Origin of the sequence: Stenotrophomonas sp. AS1, assembly GCF_048957655.1 — a bacterium.
In the GTDB taxonomy this organism is placed as follows: Bacteria; Pseudomonadota; Gammaproteobacteria; order Xanthomonadales; family Xanthomonadaceae; genus Stenotrophomonas; species Stenotrophomonas bentonitica_A.
In genome coordinates, this window is the sequence record NZ_JARVXM010000008.1 from 532,847 (window position 1) to 553,183 (window position 20,337).

10 protein-coding genes and 1 riboswitch are annotated in these 20,337 nt (G+C 67.2%); of the genes, 3 read left to right on the top strand and 7 right to left on the bottom strand.

What is annotated here, in order from left to right; translation table 11 throughout:
- Nucleotides 1-4 precede the first annotated feature (4 nt).
- The 3 genes from PV764_RS17010 to PV764_RS17020 all read right to left on the bottom strand — a co-directional run bounded on the left by PV764_RS17010 (nucleotide 5) and on the right by PV764_RS17020 (nucleotide 4,744).
- Complete coding sequence (locus PV764_RS17010) at nucleotides 5-1,420, bottom strand: coniferyl aldehyde dehydrogenase (RefSeq protein WP_421117140.1); 1,416 nt, start codon at nucleotides 1,418-1,420, stop codon at nucleotides 5-7.
- Between the two features lie 174 nt (nucleotides 1,421-1,594).
- Nucleotides 1,595-3,250, bottom strand: coding sequence for an MFS transporter (locus tag PV764_RS17015; RefSeq protein WP_421117141.1), 1,656 nt, complete (start codon nucleotides 3,248-3,250; stop codon nucleotides 1,595-1,597).
- 66 nt (nucleotides 3,251-3,316) lie between these two features.
- Complete coding sequence (locus PV764_RS17020) at nucleotides 3,317-4,744, bottom strand: DcaP family trimeric outer membrane transporter (RefSeq protein WP_046272970.1); 1,428 nt, start codon at nucleotides 4,742-4,744, stop codon at nucleotides 3,317-3,319.
- A gap of 382 nt (nucleotides 4,745-5,126) precedes the next feature.
- On the opposite strand from PV764_RS17020, the gene acs reads away from it, so the two are divergent.
- From acs to mntP, 3 genes are all read left to right on the top strand, one after another.
- Complete coding sequence (acs, locus tag PV764_RS17025; RefSeq protein ID WP_421117142.1) at nucleotides 5,127-7,070, top strand: acetate--CoA ligase; 1,944 nt, start codon at nucleotides 5,127-5,129, stop codon at nucleotides 7,068-7,070.
- A 177-nt stretch (nucleotides 7,071-7,247) separates the two neighbouring features.
- Nucleotides 7,248-7,913, top strand: a complete 666-nt coding sequence (locus PV764_RS17030; RefSeq protein WP_019185603.1) for a response regulator transcription factor — start codon at nucleotides 7,248-7,250, stop codon at nucleotides 7,911-7,913.
- Nucleotides 7,914-8,099: 186 nt separating this feature from the next.
- Nucleotides 8,100-8,190: riboswitch (yybP-ykoY riboswitch) on the top strand.
- Nucleotides 8,191-8,278: 88 nt separating this feature from the next.
- On the top strand, nucleotides 8,279-8,857 hold the full coding sequence (mntP, locus tag PV764_RS17035) for a manganese efflux pump MntP (RefSeq protein ID WP_046272969.1): 579 nt from the start codon (nucleotides 8,279-8,281) through the stop codon (nucleotides 8,855-8,857).
- 33 nt (nucleotides 8,858-8,890) lie between these two features.
- Here mntP and PV764_RS17040 read toward each other — a convergent pair whose 3' ends face one another.
- The 4 genes from PV764_RS17040 to PV764_RS17055 all read right to left on the bottom strand — a co-directional run bounded on the left by PV764_RS17040 (nucleotide 8,891) and on the right by PV764_RS17055 (nucleotide 20,310).
- Entirely contained in the window at nucleotides 8,891-12,340 is a 3,450-nt protein-coding gene (locus PV764_RS17040) for a NahK/ErcS family hybrid sensor histidine kinase/response regulator (RefSeq protein WP_046272968.1), read from the bottom strand.
- Nucleotides 12,341-12,418: 78 nt separating this feature from the next.
- Nucleotides 12,419-14,566, bottom strand: a complete 2,148-nt coding sequence (locus tag PV764_RS17045; RefSeq protein WP_421117143.1) for a S46 family peptidase — start codon at nucleotides 14,564-14,566, stop codon at nucleotides 12,419-12,421.
- Between the two features lie 99 nt (nucleotides 14,567-14,665).
- Nucleotides 14,666-18,508, bottom strand: a complete 3,843-nt coding sequence (locus tag PV764_RS17050; protein ID WP_421117144.1) for a translocation/assembly module TamB domain-containing protein — start codon at nucleotides 18,506-18,508, stop codon at nucleotides 14,666-14,668.
- Nucleotides 18,505-20,310 carry an autotransporter assembly complex protein TamA gene (locus PV764_RS17055; RefSeq protein WP_421117145.1) on the bottom strand — a complete coding sequence of 602 codons (1,806 nt, stop codon included), beginning with the start codon at nucleotides 20,308-20,310 and terminating at the stop codon, nucleotides 18,505-18,507. Before PV764_RS17055 ends, PV764_RS17050 begins: the two co-directional genes overlap by 4 nt.
- Nucleotides 20,311-20,337 lie beyond the last annotated feature (27 nt).

The following is a 20,337-nucleotide window of genomic DNA, read 5'->3' on the forward strand; positions in this document are numbered from 1 at the left end:
GCCCTCACCGCACCATCGCCTTCAACATCCCGGCGATCTTCGAATACGGCGGCTTGAGCAGATCGCTGGCGGCCCAGCGCGACTGCCACAGGATGGGCAGCTGCTTGCTCATCGCATCGAAACCGGCACGCGCGTGATAGGCGCCCATGCCACTCGGGCCGACCCCGCCGAACGGCAGGCCATTGACCGCGAAATGCAGCAGGGTGTCGTTGACGGTGACGCCGCCGGCCACGACCTGCACCAGCACCCGTTCCACCTGCACACGTTCCTGACTGAAGACGTACAGCGCCAACGGGCGGTCACGGGACTGCACCTCTGCGATGGCGGCGTCCAGATCCGGATACGCGCAGACCGGCAGGATCGGTCCGAAGATCTCTTCGCGCATCAGCGCCAGATCGGCCGGCGGATCGAGCACGATGGTCGGCACGATCAGCCGCTCGCGCTGCGCACGCTCGGGATCGACCGTCGCCAGTTCGATCACCGGCACGCCCCGCGCGCGAGCCTCCTCGAGATAGCCACGCAGGCGCTGGTACTGGCCGTCGTGGATGATCCGGGTGTAATCGGCGGCGTCGCTGAAATCGCCATAGCGCGCCTGCACCTGCGTCTGCAGCTGCTGCACCAGTTCGCGCTGGCGATGGCCGTCGATCAGCACGTAGTCCGGCGCGATGCAGGTCTGGCCGGCATTGAAGAATTTGCCGGTGGCGAGCCGCGCGGCCGCCTTCTCCAACGGGTAATCGCTGCAGACGATGGCCGGAGATTTGCCCCCCAGCTCCAGCGTGAGTGGGGTCAGGTGCTCGGCGGCCGCGGCCATGACCTTGCGGCCGATGGCGGTGGAGCCAGTGAACACCAGGTGGTCCAGCGGCGAGCCGGCCACGGCGCTGGCAAGGTCTCCATCGCCCTGCACGACCGCCACGCGATCGGAGGGGAACACCTCCGCCAGCAGCGACTGCAGGAAGGCGCTGGTGCGTGGCGTGTGCTCGGACGGCTTGAGGATCACGTGGTTGCCGGCGGCGATCGCGGTCGCCAGCGGAATCAACGCCAGGTTGACCGGGTAATTCCAGGGCGAGATCACCCCGACCACACCCAGAGGAACCGGCCGGGTCTGGGCGCGTGCCGGCCAGAACCGCCAGCCGACCCCGACCCTGCGCGGCCGCATCCAGCCGCGCAGGTGGCTGCACAGATGGTCGATGTCGCCGAGCACGGTCATGCCGTCGGCGATCAGCGATTCGTGGGTGGAACGGTGGCCGAAGTCGGCCGAGATCGCCGTGGCCATCTCCGGCAGGCGGGCCTTGAGGGCCGCTCGCAGGCGCTGCAGGTCATCGCGGCGCTGTTCCAGCGTCGGGCGGTTGGCCTGCCAGGCGGTACGTAGGCGCTGCAGAATCGCGGGAAGCGCGGCAGGATCGGTGTGGGCATCGCTCATGGGCCGACTATAGCCGCACAGAACGTGATGATCGGTAGTGCCGGCCGCTGGCCGGCAGCCATGCACGCGTCTCCGGAATCTCATGCAGAGCCGGCCAGCGGCCGGCACTACCCCGGACACAGAAAGGGCCGCGATTCGCATCGCGGCCCCTTCGTCCTGCCGTGTGGATCACCGTTACTTGGTGATGTCCACGTCCTTGGTTTCATGCAGGAACAGGCCACCAACCACGACCGTCATCAACGCGATGATGATCGGGTACCACAGGCCGTAGTAGAGGTTGCCGGTACCGGCCACCAGTGCGAACGAGATCGCCGGCAGGAAGCCACCGAACCAGCCGTTACCGATGTGGTACGGCAGCGACATCGAGGTGTAGCGGATGCGGGTCGGGAACAGCTCGACCAGGTAGGCGGCGATCGGGCCGTAGACCATGGTCACGTACAGCACCAGCAGCCACAGCATGAAGATCGTGCCAGGGATGTTGATGCGCGCATTGTCGGCCTTGGCCGGGTAACCGGCGGCACCCAACGCACCCTTGAGCTCTCCGCCGAAGGCATCGCCCTTGGCCTTGAGTTCTTCCTTGGTCAGTCCTGCAGCCTCGTAGGAGGTCACCGCGGTGGTCCCGACGTTGACCGTCGCCAGCGTACCAGCCGGTGCCGGCTTCACGTCATAGGGCACACCGGCTTTGGTCAGGGCCGCGGTGGCCACGTCGCAGGAGCTGGTGAACTTGCGCAGGCCGACCGGATCGAACTGGAACGAGCAGGTGTTCGGATCGGCATTGACCAGCGCCGGCGAGTTGGTGCGGGCTTCTTCGATGGCCGGGTTGGCGAAGTGGGTCAGGCCCTTGAAGATCGGGATGTAGGTGATCGCGGCCAACAGACAGCCGGCGAGGATGATCTTCTTGCGGCCGATACGGTCGGACAGCCAGCCGAAGAAGATGAAGAACGGCACGCCCAGTGCCAGGGCTGCGGCGATCAGCAGATAGGAGGTGGTGGCGTCGACCTTGAGCATGCTGCTCAGGAAGAACAGCGCGTAGAACTGGCCGCCGTACCAGACCACCGCCTGACCAGCTGCGGCACCGAGCAGGACCAGCAGCATCAGCTTGAGGTTGCCGTCCTTGAGGCTGTCACGGAACGGGGTCTTGGAGCCCTTGCCTTCCGCCTTCATCTGCTGGAACAGCGGGGATTCGCTCAGCTGCAGGCGGATCCACACCGAGATGCCCAGCAGCACGATCGAGACCAGGAACGGAATACGCCAGCCCCAGGCTTCGAACGCTTCATTGCCCAGGAAGTAGCGGCAGGCCAGGATGATCAGCAGCGACATGAACAGGCCAAGCGTCGCGGTGCACTGGATGAAGCTGGTGTACAGGCCACGCTTGTCGGCCGGTGCATGCTCGGCGACATAGGTCGCCGCGCCACCGTATTCGCCACCCATCGCCAGGCCCTGGGCCAGGCGCAGGATGATCAGGATCACCGGGGCGGCGAAACCGATCGAGGCGTAGTTGGGCAGCACGCCGACCAGGAAGGTCGAGATGCCCATGATCAGGATCGTGACCAGGAAGGTGTACTTGCGGCCGATGCGGTCGCCGAGGCTGCCGAAGAAGGCCGCGCCGAACGGACGCACGAAGAAGCCGGCCGCGAACGCCAGCAGGGCGAAGATCATGCCGGTGGTTTCATTGACACCGCTGAAGAACTGCTTGGCGATGATCGCGGCGAGCGAGCCGTACAGGAAGAAGTCGTACCACTCGAAGACGGTCCCCAGGCTGGACGCGAAGATGACCTTCTTGTGTCCCTGGGTAAGTTGGGCTTTCGCCGGTGCAGGTGTTGTTGACATGGGACGCTTCCCCTCCGAAGCAATCGTGGTGGTGTGCCGGCTGTACGCCGGCACGCGTTTTCTGTTTTAGAAGCTGTATTTCGTCGTGAACTGCAGGCGGCTGATATCGCCCTTGCGGCCATCCTCGATCTCGCGCACGCCGTACATCAGCTCGGCGCCGACATCGACCTTGGGCATCGGCGTGTAGAACACGTTGCCGCGGATGCTCTGCACGCTCTTGGTGACCAGCGGGCCGAGACTGCCGTCGTTGTCGTAATCACTGCGCGCGTAGATCAGGTTGGTGCGCAGCTTCGGGGTGAAGGCGTGGCGCCAGCCCACGTAACCGGCCAGCACACCGGTCGGGTTGAGTTCGTCACGGGCGATGTCATACGCGGTGTCGGCGGTGACACCCAGGCCGATGTAGCGCGCGATGCCTTCGCCGCCGGTGACCTGGTAATGCAGAGTGTCGGTCGGGCCCATCACCCACTTGCCGCCGAGGGTCAGGCCGCCGGCGATCTTGTCCGCGTCGGCACCGGTGGTCTGGTTGTCGACCTTGAGCTGGCGAACCACGCCGCCGACCCCGAAGGTGCCCCAGTCACCCTTCCAGCCATACCGCAGCGTCAGGTCCGGCAGTGCGCCACGGTCGGAGTTGCTGGCCACGTTGGTCCACACGCCGGTGACCGGGTTGCGGGTGCCGGTGAGCAGCGTGGTTTCCGGGTTTTCCAGCGCGACACTGAAGCCCCCCTGGGTGTAGCGGATCTGGGCCTGGCGCACGAAGATCACGCCATCGGTCGGGCCGACGAAGTCGGCCGCTTCCGGCAGCGAGGCCGCGTCCATGAAGTTCGACCAGGTCTGGCCGGCCATCCAGTTGTTCCAGTACATGTAGGCGTGACGCAGGGTCGCACCGTAGGTATTGGTCGCGGTCTGGTTGCCCAGCGAATTGCCGAAGAAGTCCATCTCGAAGAACGCACCGGACTTGTTGCCGGCCTCGCTGACATTGTCGATGCCAAGGTTGAAGCGCGAGAACTTGGCGTGGGCGTTGTAGTCCACGTCCGAGCGCTTGCCGCTGCCGCCGGCACCGGCCACCGGGGTCTGGCCCGGCAGGTACAGCGCGCGACCGGTGGCGTCGTCGGCCAGCTGGCCGTCGCCGGTCTGGGTGGCCAGGAAATCGGCCTTGATGAAGCCACCGATCTTGACCGTGGTGCCCGGCGCGGCGCCGGGGGTGATGGTGGTGACCTGGATCGGCTGCTTGCCGGCCGGCACAGTGGCCGCCGCCGGCTGCTGCGCCTGCACCGTGCGCACGGCGGTGACATCGGTCTGGGCCTGGCTGATCTGGGCCTGCTGTTGCTGCTGGTTGTTCAGCAGCAGCTGGACCTGGCGCTCAAGCTCGACGACGCGGGCTTCCAGCGCTTTTTCTTTTGCGGTTTCAGCGAACGCCATGCCTGGCGCGATCAGTGCGACGAACAGGGCGGCGGCCAACGGCCGGCGTGTCGTCCTCAGCAAACGGTGGCTCATGTTGCCCTCTCTCCCGGGTGGCAAAGTGATGCCGCGCGTGGGGCACGGTCGAGCCGAGGGTGCGGCGCGTTGACGCACCGAAGCTATTGGCCATTAGTCGTACTCGCCCCAAGGGGCGAGTACGACCCGGGCGCCGGCAGGGGACCGGCAGGTGCCGCAGGCACCGCGTAGGTACCGACCGTTGGTCGGTACGCCTTGCCTCACGACCAGCAGTCGTGAGCTACCGGGCTAGACGGCCCTCTCATACCAGGGCATGCGGCGTTCGACCATGGTCTAACCACCTCGACACCGCGCAGGCGGGTGGATGCGGCAAACTGAGGGGGAGAGGTCGCCGCTTATGCTGCGACCGCACAACCCAAGTCAACGTGCAAGTGAGGGTGCCATGGCTGATCTTTACCCCGTCGACGCCGCGTTCGCCGCGGCATCGCGGATCGACAAGAACACGTACCAGCAGCTCTACCGTGAATCGGTGGAGCACCCGGACGCCTTCTGGGGCAAGGCCGCCGAGCGCCTGGACTGGTTCAAGAAACCGACCCGCATCAAGAACGTCAGCTACCAGCTCGATGATTTCCGCATCAAGTGGTTCGAAGACGGCGAACTCAACGCCAGCGTCAACTGCCTGGACCGGCAGCTCGACAAACGCGGTGACAAGGTCGCCCTGCTGTTCGAACCGGACAGCGCCGATGCACCCGCCCAGGGCGTGACCTACCGCGAGCTGTATGAGCGCACCTGCCGCCTCGGCAACGCGCTGCGCAACCTCGGCGTCAAGAAGGGCGACCGGGTCACCATCTACCTGCCGATGATCGTCGACGCCGCCGTGGCCATGCTGGCCTGCGCACGCATCGGTGCGATCCACTCGGTGGTGTTCGGCGGCTTTGCCCCGAACTCGATCGCCGACCGCGTCATCGACTGCGGCAGCAAGCTGATCATCACTGCCGATGAAGGGCTGCGCGGTGGCAAGAAGATCCCGCTCAAGGCCAACGTCGATGCGGCGCTGAAGCTGCCCGGCACCACCACCGTGGAAACGGTGCTGGTGGTGCGCCACACCGGCGGCGCGGTGGACATGCAGGCCCCGCGCGACCGCTGGTTCCACGATGTGGTGGACCCGCAGCCGACCCAGTGCGAGCCCGAGCGCATGAATGCCGAGGATCCGCTGTTCATCCTCTACACCTCCGGCTCCACCGGCAAGCCCAAGGGCGTGCTGCACACCACCGGCGGTTACCTGCTGTATGCGGCCTACACCCATGAAGCGGTGTTCGACCTGCGCGAGGACGACATCTACTGGTGCACCGCCGACGTCGGCTGGGTCACCGGCCACAGCTACATCGTGTACGGCCCGCTGGCCAATGGCGCAACCTCGGTGATGTTCGAAGGCGTGCCGAACTTCCCGAACACGTCCCGCTTCTGGGAGGTGATCGACAAACACCAGGTCACCATCTTCTACACCGCCCCGACCGCGATCCGCGCGTTGATGCGCGAAGGCGATGCACCGGTCAAGCGCACCTCGCGCAGTTCGCTGCGCCTGCTTGGCAGCGTCGGCGAGCCGATCAATCCCGAAGCCTGGCGCTGGTACTACGAGGTGGTCGGCGACAGCCGCTGCCCGATCGTGGATACCTGGTGGCAGACCGAAACCGGCGGCATCCTGATCTCGCCGCTGCCCGGCGCGGTCGATCTCAAGCCGGGCTCGGCCACCCTGCCCTTCTTCGGCGTGCAGCCGGCCCTTGTCAACGCCGATGGCGAGATCCAGGAAGGGGCCACCGAAGGCAACCTGATCATCCGCGATTCGTGGCCGGGCCAGATGCGCACGGTCTACGGTGACCATCAGCGTTTCATCGATACGTATTTCCGCACCTACCCGGGCAGCTACTTCACCGGCGACGGCTGCCGTCGTGATGAGGATGGCTACTACTGGATCACCGGCCGCGTGGACGACGTGATCAACGTCTCCGGCCACCGCATCGGTACCGCCGAAGTGGAAAGCGCGCTGGTCTCGCATCCCAAGGTGGCCGAAGCGGCCGTGGTCGGCTTCCCGCACGACATCAAGGGCCAGGGCATCTATGCCTACGTGACCCTGATCGCCGACGAGACGCCGAGCGAGGAGCTGCACAAGGAACTGGTCGCCTGGGTGCGCAAGGAGATCGGGCCGATCGCCGCGCCCGACCACCTGCAGTGGGCCCCTGGCCTGCCGAAGACACGCTCGGGCAAGATCATGCGCCGCATCCTGCGCAAGATCGCCGAGAACGCGCCGGATCAGCTCGGCGACACCTCGACCCTGGCCGATCCGTCGGTCGTGGCCTCGCTGGTGGAAGAACGCAAGGTGAAGTGAGGGGTCGCCCCATCGCATTCTCGCTGTCGCTCCCACGGTCCGCAAGCGGACCGTGGGCCCTTCTCACCATCACCCACACCCCCGCCGCTGCGCGGCCGCCCCTGACTCTGGGGGCTGTCGTCTCGATACACTCGTTCCGTTTCAGCGTGTTACCCCTTTCGCAACATGGCCCCCACCATGCCTACCCTCCTGATTGCCGATGACCACCCGCTGTTCCGCGAAGCCCTTCGCGGCGCCGTGAGCCGTGTCATCCCCGGCGTGCAGCTGTACGAAGCGGACAGCGTGGAAGCGCTGTACCAGCTGGCCGACCAGCACACCGACGCCGACCTGGTCCTGATGGACCTCAACATGCCCGGTGCGCAGGGCTTCAATGCGCTGGTCCACATGCGTGCCCTGCACCCGCAGCTGCCGGTGGTGGTGGTCTCCGCGCGTGAGGAACCGACCGTGATGCGCCGTGCGCTGGACCACGGTGCGTTCGGCTTCATCCCCAAATCCGCCGATTCGGACACGATCGGCCATGCGCTGGGCACCATCCTCGATGGCGAAACCTGGGCCCCGCCGGAGGCACACAACGTGCCACCGACCGGCCGCGAAGAGCGCGAGATCGGCCAGCGCCTGCGCGAGCTGACCCCGCAGCAGTTCCGCGTGCTGCAGATGCTCGGCGCCGGCCGCCTCAACAAGCAGATCGCCTACGACCTCAATGTCTCCGAGGCGACGATCAAGGCGCACGTCACCGCGATCCTGCGCAAGCTGGGCGTCACCAACCGCACCCAGGCGGTGCTGATGGCCGGCAAGCTGGCCATCGATGACGAGCAGATCGTGTTGCCGCCCGAAGAGGAGTGAGGGCACCACGCGGATCGGTGGCGTAGAGCCGACCGTTGGTCGGCTGCAGAGCCCGATCACGCCGTGCAGCCGACCAACGGTCGGCTCTACCCGCCACGGCTTATAGCCGGGGCTATGAAATCCAGCGTGACCTGCGCAATTGCCGGTAAACGCGCCACGCCACAACCCCGGTGCTAAGCTTCGCGTCCCCTTGGGGAGTAGCCGGATTCCTGCTGCAGGAATCGCCCGCATCAACATACTTGGCCAGTGCGCCGTGGTGCGGGCAACCATCATGGTTGGCGAGACCAGCGGTCCGCGTGCGCAACGACAGGTTGGGCGCGTTCGCGGTCCGTTGCTCGATATCGCCCGACCTGCCGCGTACCCCAATGTCGCCTGTTTCGATCCTGCTGATCGGCTTTGCCATGTCCACCGATGCCTTCGCCGCGGCGATCGGCAAAGGCGCGGCGATGCGCAAGCCCCGTTTCTCCGATGCGCTGCGCGCCGGCCTCATTTTCGGTGTCATCGAAGGCATCACCCCGGTGATCGGCTGGCTGCTCGGCCGCGCCGCGCTGCAGTACGTGGAGGCCTTCGATCACTGGATCGCCTTCGGCCTGCTCGGTGCGCTGGGCGTGCACATGATCATCAACGGGCTCCGCCCGGATGACGGTGCCGAGGACGAAGACACCAGCAAACACCATGGCTTCTGGCGCCTGGCGGTGACCGGCTTCGCCACCAGCATCGATGCGATGGCGGTGGGCATCGGCCTGGCCTTCCTCGATGTGCATATCGGCGTGATGGCGCTGATCATCGGCCTGTGCACGCTGACCATGGTGACGATGGGCATCATGCTCGGCCGCGTGCTGGGCGGCATGGTCGGCAAGCGCGCGGAGATCATCGGCGGCCTGATCCTGATCATCATCGGCTCGACCATCCTGTACGAACATCTCAGCGGCGCCATGGCCTGACCGCCTGCCGCCGCCTCCCCAGGACGCCCGCGGCTAGAGATCGCCGCGGGTGTCGTGGAAGGCGGCCAGGAAGGCGCGCAGCGAGGCCGGCTTGATCGGCTTGGTCAACAACCGGTAGCCACGGTCGCGCGCCATCCGCTTGAGCTCATCGCGCCCATCGGCGGTGAGCAGCGCACCCGGAATCGCACGGCCGGCCTTCTGGCCCAGCGCCACCAGCGTATCCAGCCCATCCAGGCGGTCATGCAGGTGGTAATCCACCAGCATCACATCCGGGCGCTCGACGACTTTCTCCAGCGCCTGGTCGACGGTACTGGCAGTGATCACCTGCACCTGCCAGCGCCCCAGCAGCGCGCGCATGCCGTCCAGGATTTCCTGGTCGTTGTCCACGCACAGCACGCGCATCCCGGCCAGCGAATCGGCACGGGTAACCGGGCTGGGCGCCGGCGAGGACGTCGCGGCCGGCAGCTGCGGCGCGGCCACCAGGGGCAGCAGGATCGAGAACATGCTGCCGCTGCCCACGCGGCTGCGGGCGTTGAGCCGGTGATCGAGCAGGCGCGAGATGCGCTGGCAGATCGACAGGCCCAGCCCCAGGCCCTGCTCGCCCCAGTCGAACGGCTGCTGGTAGCGGTGGAACTCGTCGAAGATCTGCTGCATGTGGTGCTCGGGGATGCCCGGGCCGGTATCCCAGACCTGCAGCTCCACTTCCGGCCCGCGATGGCGCACGGCCAGCACGATGCGCCCCTGGCGGGTGTAACGCAGTGCGTTGGCCAGGAAGTTCTGCAGCACGCGCCGCAGCAGGCGGCGGTCGCTGCGCACCCAGGCCGGGCGCGCGAACAGATCCATGCGCAGGCCGCGCCCGGCGGCGACGGGCGAGTACTGCGCCGCCAGCTCGCGCATCAGCAGGCTGACATCGAAATCCCCGATCACCGGGTGCAGGCCGCCGGCGTCCAGGCGGGAGACATCCAGCAGGCCATCCAGCAGCTCCTCGGCCGCGCGCAGCGAGGCATCCACGCGCTCGGCCAGGTGCCGCTGCTCTTCGTTGTTGTGGTGGCTCTCACGCAGCGCCGAGGCGAACAGGCGCGCGGCATTGAGCGGCTGCAGCACATCGTGGCTGATCGCCGCCAGGAAGCGCGTCTTGGATTGCTGCGCCATCTCGGCCTCGTGCGATCGCTCGGCCACGCGCTGCTCCAGCGTCTCGTTGGCTTCCAGCAGCGCGCGCTCGGCGTGTTTGTAGTCGGTGATGTCGTTGTAGCTGGTGACATAGCCACCGCCGGGCAATGCCTGGCCGCGCATCTCGATCACTTTGCCGTCGCTGCGGGTGCGCTCGAAGATGTGCGGCGAACCGGCGCGCATGTAGCCGATGCGGCGGTTGATCTGCACCTCGATGTCGCCCTCGCCCAGCTCGCCACGCTCGGCGTTGTAGCGGATCAGGTCGGCCACCGGGCGGCCGACGTAGAGCATCCCGTCGGGGTACCCGAACATCTGCTGGTAACGGCGGTTCCAAGCGGTCAGGCGCATGTCCGGGTCGACCACGCTGACCCCGGCACTGATGTTCTCCAGCGTGGTGGAAAGAATCTCGCGGTTGAAGCGCAGCTCCTGCCCGGCTTCGTCGAGCACCGCCACCACTTCCCCCAGGTCCATGCCCGAGCCGCGCAGCAGGCTGGTCAGCAGCAGGCGTGCGGAGGCGGCGCCGATCGAGGCCGCCAGCAGGCGCTCGGTGAACTGCACCCACGCCCGGTCCGCCGGCGCGGAGGCCTGCAGCTCGCGATCCATCGACTGCGCCTGCTCGAAGAAGGACCGGCGCGCATGGCGGTCACCGACCACCCGTGAGGCCAGCGCCAGCAGATCGCCCACATGCACGTTGCCGGGCCACACACCGGCCACCGAAGGCCGCTGCGCGTACGGGTCCAGGAACGGCGCGGCACGCAGGCGCTCGTCCACGCCCGGGCGCCAGCGCACGGAAACCAGCACCATCGCCGCGACATTGACCAGCAGCGACCAGAACGTGCCATGGGTCAACGGGTCCCAGCCGCTCATGCCGAACAGATGCTGCGGCTGCAGCCAGCCGATCCCGAACGGCCCGTGCACCAGCCAGGCCTCGTCCATCCAGCCGGCATGCGTGAGCGCGGGCAAGAGCAGCGTGTACACCCAGGTGGCGAAGCCGAGCAGCATGCCGACCTCCACGCCCCGGCGGCTCGCTCCCCGCCAGTACAGGCCGCCGATCAAGCCCGGCGCGAACTGCGCCACGGCGGCGAAGGCCATCAGCCCGTACGAGGCCAGGGTGCTGTCGTTGCTGCTGCCGCGGTAGTAGCTGTAGGCGACCAGGGCCAGCAGCAGGATCGCCGTGCGCCGGATCCAGAGCACGCGCGAGGCAACGTCGGCCGCCTCCTGGTGGTCGCCACTGCGGCGCAGCAGCACCGGCATCACCAGATCGTTGCTGACCATGGTGGCCAGCGCGATCGAGGCCACGATCACCATCCCGGTCGCGGCCGAGAAACCGCCCACGTAGGCCACCAGCGCCAGGAACTTGCGCCCCTCGGCCAGCGGCAGCGCCAGTACCATGCTGTCGTCGGCGACGCTGCCGCCGGTGCCGAACAGGGTCACGCCAGCCGTGGCGATCGGAATCACCATCGCCGAAATGATCACCAGGTAGGCCCCGAACATCCAGCGCGCGCGGCGGATGTCGCGCACGTCGCCGCACTCCACCACCGCTACATGGAACTGGCGCGGCAGGCAGATGATCGCCAGGAAGCTGAGCAGCGTCTGCGAGATGAAGCCGACCGGTGGCAGCCCGGTGAACAGCGTATGCGCGGACTCGATCACCGCATCGGTGCGGTCGTTGAGCCACAGGTAGGCGAACAGGCCCAGCGCCACCATCGCGATCAGCTTGATCATCGATTCCAGCGCGATCGCCAGCATCATGCCGTGGTGGTGCTCGGTGGCGTCCACCTGGCGGGTGCCGAACAGCGTGGCGAACAAGGCCATCAGCAGCGCCACGTAAAGCGCCGGGTCGGTGAAGAAGCCGGTCGGGCCGACGTTGCCGGTCAGCACCTGCAGGCTCATCGCCACGGCTTTGTACTGCAATGCCAGGTACGGCACGATGCCGATCAGTGCGATCACCGCCACCAGCGCGGCCAGGCGCCGCGAGCGGCCGAACCGCGAAGAGATGAAATCGGCGATGGACACCACGTTCTGGCTGCGTGCGATCAGTGCCAGGCGCTCGATGATGCGCCAGCCGAACACCCACAGCAGCAGCGGCCCCAGGTAGATCGGCAGATAGCCGATGCCATTGCGCACCGCCGTGCCGACCGCCCCGTAGAACGTCCACGACGAGCAGTACACCGCCAGCGCCAGGCTGTAGACCACCGGGCGCAGCCATGGCCGGTCCGGATACATCGGGCGGCGGTCGCCCCACCACGCCACGGCGAACAGCAGCGCGGCGTAGACCACCGAGACCAGCAGCAGGATCCAGCTAGAAACCACAGGGTTGTTTCCGCAAGAGCAGCCCGCAGTGTAGGCCACGACCGTTGGTCGTGGCGCTACGGGGCCGGCCGGCGTCCCTTACTCGGCGGGGACGCCCATTTCCTTCAACAGCTCCGGCGCCGGGTAGACCTTGGCCAACAGCCAGCGCAGGTAGCGCATGTCCACGTGCACCGCGCGCTTGAAGCGCGGGTCGAACCACCAGCTGGCGCTGACCGACTCCCAGTTGCTGTCGAAGTTGAGGCCGATCAACTCGCCCTTGGCATTGAGCACCGGCGAGCCGGAGTTGCCGCCGGTGGTGTCCAGGTTGGTCAGGAAGTTGACCGTCTGGGTCTTGAGCACCGGATCGGCGGTGGAGCCGAAATCGCCCTTGGCGATCGCGGCCAGCAGCGGCTTGGGCGCATCGAACGGGTAGGCGTTGGTGTTCTTCTCCACGATCCCGGCCACGGTGGTCACCGGGTCGAAATGCACGGCATCGCGCGGCGAGAGCGCCTCGACCTTGCCGTAGCTGATGCGCAGCGTACGGTTGGCGTCGGGGTACACCGCGCGGCCCTGCTTGGCCCGCCAGGCGAACAGCGCCTGCATGTAGGCCGGGCGCAGGCGCAGCTGCTCGCCCTCGCGGGTCTTGCGCTCGTCATCCAGGCGCAGCTGCGCGGCCACCAGCGGACCGGCCAGGTCGATCAGCGGATCGCGCGCCAGTGCCTTGCCCTGCTGTGCGGCGGCAAATCGCGACAGGCGCTCGGCTTCGTCGCCCAGGCGGGTGCTGGCGTACAGCGTATCCAGGGTCTTGGCCAGCGCAGCCGGGGTACGGCCGAAGGCAGCGTCGAACTCGGGCACGCGCTGCGCGTCGGGCAGCTGCTGGTAACGGGTCAGCAGCGTGGTCAGCAGGGCTTTTTCGATGGCCAGATCGTAGCGGCGCTGGACCTGCTTGAGCACGCCTTCGATCAGCGCCAGATCGCGCTGCTGGTAGCCGCTGTCGCGCTCGGCGTCGGGCTTGGCCGATTCGATGCGCAGGCGCTCCAGGGTCAATGCCGAACGCAGCAGCTGGCTCTGCGCCGAGAGCAGGTCGAGCAGCAGATCGCGCTCCCCCACCGAGGCACCGCTGGACAGCGAGGTCAGCAGCGACTGGATATCGCCCTGGTACTTCGCATCGGTGGCCTGCAGCATCGCCGCTTCATCGGCGGCGCGCTGGGCCTTCGCATCGCTGCGCAGCAGGCCTTCCAGCTCGCCGGCGGCACGCTTGCGGTTGTTCTTCAGCGACTGCAGCTGCGAGGCGTACCGGGTACGCGCCTGCGCGTCCTTGGCACTGGCCGACTCGATGGTGTCGATCATCTGCTGGAACACCGACACGCGGCGCGGCAGCACCGCATCGATCTGGCTGGCGAATTCGGCGGCGGTGCGATGGCGGTAGGTGATGCCCGGGTAACCGGCCAACATCGCGTAATCGCCGGTCTTCGGGCCGTCGATCGCCATCTTCAGGTGCGCCGGCGGGTGGTAGGGCACGTTGTCCACGCTGTACGGCGCAGGCTTGCCGTCCTTGCCGACGTAGGCACGCAGCAGGGTGAAATCGCCGGTGTGGCGCGGCCACATGAAGTTGTCGATCTCATCGCCGTAGTTGCCGATCGCGCGCGGCGGCGCGTAGACCAGGCGCACATCGCTCAGCTCGAGCTGGCGGATGCGGTAGAAATCGGTGCCGTAGTACATGTCCGCCACGCTGCAGCGGATGTTGCCTTCCTTCTCGCACTCGGCCACCAGCTGCTTGCTGGCGCGGTCCACGGCATCGAAGTACGCCCGGCCAGTCTTGCCGCGCGCATCGCGCAGCACCTCATCGGTGACCTTGTCGAACCCGACCGTGACCAACACGCGGAAATCCGGATTGGCCGCGCGCTCGTCGCTGCGGCCCTTGGCGATGAAACCGTCGTTGATCAGGTTGTGCTCGGGCGAGGTGTTGTACTGGATCACGCCCATGGCGACATGGTGGTTGGTCAGCAGCAGGCCGTCGTCGGAGACGAACGAACCGGTGCCGCCCCCGGCCCGCACCACCGCGCTCAGCGGGGGCGCAGTGACGTTGGCCAGGTCGCCCGGGTTGCCCTTGAAGCCGGCCGCCTTCAGCGGTTTGGCCAGGTCCGGCAGCTGGGTCGGCATCCACATGCCTTCGTCGGCATGGGCGCCGGCGGCGAAGGTCAGGCCAAGCGCCAGCGCGGCGGTGAGGGGTTTGCGTGAAGACATGGGCACTTCCGGTACGTCAGAACAGCCCGAGACCTTAGCCACTGAGGCCCGGCAGGGCAACGGCCGATGGTCAGGGGCACCTGAACCACCGGCCGCGGCTTACTTCTCCCGCCGCCAGTTCAGCGACCCACGGTTCTCCACCGTGCTCGATTCCAGCTCCACATCGAAGCCACGCCGCAGCAGGTACTTCAGCGTCAGTACCGAACCACTGCCGACCAGCGAGACGCCGTAGCCGATGTAGAGCTTGGGCGAGATGTACTTGCCGAAGCCGATCACCGAGCCGCCCAGCGCGCGCGACTGGCTCACGCCGGCATCGTCCAGGCCGAGCTTGGCCCCCAGCTGGGAAGCGAGCAGGCCACTGCCGGCCGACAGCGCCGCCGAGGCCGCGTTGACCTGCTGGGCCTGGTCGCTGCTGGCACCGGTGAGGCTGCGGCCCAGCACCAGGTAGGCCAGTGCTTCGGACTGCGACATGGCCGGGTCCGACCACACGTCCACGCGCGGCGACTGCGCCCGCCCGGTCACATCGATACCGGCAGTGATGTCGCCGACAGTGCGCTGGGCACGGATGTTGATGCGCGGATCGGAGACCGCGTTGTAGTTCCAGTTCAAGTTGCCGCGGGTGATGGTCAGATCCTGGCCGTAGGCCTTGTAGCGGCCACTGACTTCGAGCCCGCCGTTGGCGGTCATCTCGCGTCCGGGGCGCGCCCACACCTGCATCTTGCCGGTCAGGGCGCCCTTCAACCCGAATCCGGCCATCTTGACCTGGTCGCCCAGGCTGACGGTCAGGTCCATGTCCAGCGGCGAACTGGGGCCCTCTTCCGGATCGACCGGGTCCAGCACCACCACGTCTTCGGAGACCGAGGTACCGCGATCCAGGCGCTCCAGGTCCAGGTCTGCTTCGGGCACATGCACCGTGCCGCGCAGCTGCATCGCGCTGCCGGCCAGGGTGAAGTCCAGGTTGGGGTTGGCCACCACGCGCAGTTCGCTGGTATTGGCCAGCAGCACGTTCTCGCCGTGGATATGCAGCTGCAGCGGCTGCGCGTCACCGAACCAGGACAGCCCGCCATCGACGTACAGCGTGCCCTTGCCGGAGTTGGCCTGGGCGGTGATCTTGGCCGAGCCATCCGGCTGTGCGGTGAAGCTGCCCTTGCCCTCGGCGAAGGTCAGGCCCAGCGCGGGGAACTCGCCATTGAACTTGCTCAACGTGGCCTCGCCCCCCAGCGAGGGCGTGCCACGGGTTCCGCGCAGGCTGACGTGGCCTTCGATCAGCCCGGTCGGGCGCACGATGTCCGGGGAGAACAGTTCGAGCCAGTACAGGCGCGCGATGTTCATGTAGAGCTCGCCGGTCAGCGGTGCGTTGGCATCCCAGCCGGTCTGCACCTTGGCATCGACGAAGCCATCGCCCTGGAAGCCGACACCGAGCTTGGCGTTGATCTGCTGCGGGGTCATCTCCAGATTCACCGAAAACTGGTCGTAGCGCACCAGTTCGCCACGAGCGTTGTCGCCCAGGCGCACGCCGCCTTCGCGCGAGGTGACCGAGGCACTGCCTTCCCACGCGTTGCCGCGGGGGCGGATGCGCCCGTCCAGATTCACTTCACCGCGCAGGAAGATGCGGCGGCCGGACTGCGGCGGCAGCCAGGGCTGCACCAGCGCCAGCGGCAATGCATCGCCACGTACGAGCAGGCCTTCGCGCGGCCAGTTCGCGCTGGCGCACAGCGCACCACCGGTGGCCGCGCCCAGGCAGGCATCGCTCAGGGTGACGTTGCTGCCCTGCACGCTGAAGGTGGCCGGTGCACGCAGGCTCCAGGCATCGCCCTTCATCGGTGCGATGCGCAGCGCGGTCAGATCGCCACGCCAGCTCTGACCCTGCTGGCGCACGCCACCTTCCAGCGCGACAGCACCCAGCTCGTTCTTGGTCTGTGCATCAAGGCGCAGATTGGAGAGGCTGCCGCGTGCATTGACGTTGAGCGTGTCCAGCAGCATGCCTACCTGCAGCTTGCTGCCCTGCACCGCCAGCGTGCCGCTGTCGCCCTGCCATGGCAGGCGGCCCTTGATGCTGATCGCCTCGGCGCTCCAGTCGTCCCAGCGCAGGCCACTACCGACCAGATCGGCGGTGATGTCCGGTGCGGTACGGGCGCCCTTGATCAGCACGTGGCCGCGCAGGCTGCCGGTGCTGTTGGGCAACAGGTCCGCCAGCTGCACCGGTTCCAGCTGTGCATCGATATCCAGGCGGTCACCGACCGAGCCCTTGGCGGTCAGGCGGCTGTTGCCCAGCGCGAGCCTGAGGTTGCCCTCGCCCTGCTCGCCGCGCAGGGCGAACTTGCCTTGGGCATCCAGCGCGCGCTTGCGCAGCGTGCCCTTGATGCCAGGTACATCGACGGTGGCTTCGTAGCTGCCGGCGGTACCGGCCGGACTGCCCGCGGGCGGCGGCAACTGGCGGCCCTTCGATGCGAACGAACCGGACAGCTTGCCGTCCCAGCCCGGCGCGAAGTAACCCGGATCGAAGCCGGCCAGTCTGGCGGCGACGTCCCAATCCAGCTGCGGTGCCCAGGCGACCTGGCCGGTGACATCCAGCGAGCCGCCCGGCGTGCTGGCCTGCAGCTGCTTGATCACGGCGGCCTGGTCGTTGCCGCGCACGTCGAACGTCAGGTCGGCGACCTGCTTCTCGCGCTCAACCGAGGCACGGCCAACCGCCGCCCAGGCCTTCAGCGTGCCGGCCAGGCCCATGCGCGCTTCCTTGAGCGTCACCGGCACCGGCGCAGCGGCGCCCGGGGTGGTGGTATCGGCGGCGGGCACGAAGGTCAGGTCGTTGGCGACGACGGAGAACCGCAGGCTCGCGTTTTCCTTGTCGGTGAAATCGGCGATGCCTTCCAGCCGCGCCTGGCCACCGAAGCCTTTCACCTGCAGCGGCGCCACGGTCAGCACCTGGTCGGCCAGGCCGACCTTGGAGGGCGCCAGTTCCACCGCGATGTCGCCCTGCTTGAAGCTGCCCTGCAGATTGGCCTGGCCGCCCTTGCCGTCGGCCTGCACATCCAGCGCCATCGGCGTGCTGGTGCTCGCGTCCATCCCCGGCACCAGAAGTGCCAGGTCGAGTTCCTTGCTGCGTGCGGTGAGTTTCCAGACCGGATCGGTGCGGCCATCAAAGACCAGGCTGGCCTGCAGCGGCGCCGGTGCGTTGCCGGCGATCGCCACTTCCATGTGCCCCAGGTCGCCGCGTGCGACCAGCCCCAGCCGCGCCGGGGTACGCCCGCGCGGGGCCGGCATCAGCGCGCCGATGGTGATGTCGGTGTCGTAATCGCTGCGTGGCAGATAACGGCCGTCCACGCGGAAATCGCCCATGTCGCTGTCGACCTTGAGCTGGGTCGCGCGGAATTCGCCATTGGCGATCTCCACGCCACCGCGCACCTTGGCGATGTCGATCAGCGGCTGCTGCGCCTGGGTGATGCGGAAGCCATCGATGATGATCGTGTCGGCCTGGATCGCTAGGGGCATTTCGATCTGCGGCAGCGAGTCCGGCCACGAGGGCAGCTCGAACGGCTCATCGCTCTTGGCCAGGTTCAGCGTCGCGTTCTTGATCTGCAGGGCATCGAGCTGCAGCTTGCGCCCCAGCAGCGGGCGGATGTCCGGATCCAGATAGGCGCGCTCGGCGGTGAAATGGATATCGTCGTAGCGGAAGTCCAGATCGTGCAGCACCAGCGGCCCGGCGACGGGACCATCCACCTTGCTCCACGTCAGCGACGCGCCGACCGGCAAGCGTGCGACCACCTGCGCCAGCAGCACATCGCGGCCGGCCACGGTCTGCAGCAGCCAGTACACCAGCAGCAGCGCGAGCAGCACCAGGCCGAGCACGGTGAAGCCGGACCACGCCCAGAAGCGGCGCCTGCGGTAGAAACGCACGCGCGGCGGCGGGGTGGCGGGTGCGGAAGGCGTCGGCGTGCTCACAGGTCCGCTCCGATGTTCAGGTACAGCTGGAACTGCGAATCCGGGTTGTTCAGGCCGTGCGCGATATCCACGCGCACCGGGCCCACCGGCGATTTCCAGCGCACGCCGAAGCCCACGCCGGTGTGCAGATCGATGGTGTTGTCGAACGCGCTGCCGGTATCGACGAACACCGCCGCACCCCACGGCCCGCCCTTGAAGTAATGCTCATACTCGGCCGAGCCGACCACCAGGTTCTTCGCGCCGAGCGCGTACTTGTCCGGCGGTGCGGTGCGCGGGCCGACTTCGCGGAAGGCATACCCGCGGATGCTGCGGTCGCCACCGGCGAAGAAGCGCAGGCTCGGCGGCATCGCCACCAGGTCGCTGGTCCAGGTGGTGCCGCCTTCGCCGCGCAGGATCAGGCGGTCGGTGTCGCCGATCGGCACATACCAGCGCAGCACCATGTTGGCCTGCACGAAGCTGGTGTCCGAGCCGGCGCCTTCGATGCCGCCGCGCAGCGTCGCGCTGCCACTCAGGCCACGACGCGGGAACATCTCATCGTCAACGTTGACGTAGTCGGCCACCAGCTGCGGGTAGACCAGCGTGGAGGTGTTGTAGACCGCATCGGTGAACTCGGTGCCCGAAGCGTAACGCCAGCGCTCGCGCAGGGCGTTGATCGAGGCGATCGCGGTCCAGTACTCGTTGATCTCGCCACTGCGGCTGGCCGACAGCTTGAAGTTGCGCAGGTCGATGTAGTCGGTCTGCTCGTCATACGCGCTGGCGGTGAACGCATACCAGCCATCGAGCCAGTTGAAGGCCGGAATGCGGTAGCTGGTGACCAGGCTCTTGCGCTTCTGCGCATAGTCGAGCTGGGTGTTCATCTTGTGCCCGCGGCTGTTGAGGAAACGCCGCTCCAGGCCGCCGCGCACACCGGCGCCACTCTCGCTGCCATAGCTCAGGCCGGCGGTGTAGATCGTGCGCTTGGCGCGGGTGAGGTTGACGTCCACCGGCACATCGCCGTTCTCATCGGCCTGGTCCGGGCGCGGCTGGATGTCGATCACGCTGAAGTAATCCAGCTTGGTCAGTGATTCGCGCAGGCGGTCCAGCTTGCCTTCGTGGAAGTAGCTGCCTTCGTCCCAATAGACCAGCGGGTCGAACAGCTTGTCGACGAAGTAATCCTGGTGGAAGCGGATTTCGCCCATGTTGTAGCGGCGGCCGCTGTCCCAGGTGAGATCGACGTCGGCCGCGTTCTCGGCACGGGTGATCTGGACCTGGCGCTGGGTGAAGTCGGCATCGAAGTAACCACGTTCGGCCAGGCGCCGGGTCACCCGGATCTTGCTGGCTTCGTACTCGGTGTGCTCGAAGCGCTGGCCCTTGCGCGGCTTGAAGTTCTCCAGGTCTTCCTGGAGGTACTGGTCCAGCTGGGCCGGGCCGGTGATGTCGATGTGCTCGCGACGGACCACGGTCGGCGAGCCCTTGTCCACCTGGATCACCACGCGCAGGTTCTCGCCTTCGCGGGGGCTTTCCACCGTGATGGTCGGGTTGTAGTAGCCGAACGGTTCCAGCGCCTCGCGGGTCTGGCGCTCGGCCTGGGACAACAGGTACTCCAGCCGCGACTCGCCCTGGACCTTGCCGATGGTGTCGTACAGGGACAGCGAGACCTCGATGTTCTCGATCATCTCGGCGTCGTCGCCCTTGTCCAATCCTTTGATGTCCACTTTCTCGATGGTCCCCCGTGCATGTGCCACCGAGACGGTGGCAAAGGACAGGAACATCAGCGGAAGGGCGAATTTCGTTGGCTGCATGGCGACAGCATAACGGGCCATCGCGAGCATGCGAAATCGGCGTGGATG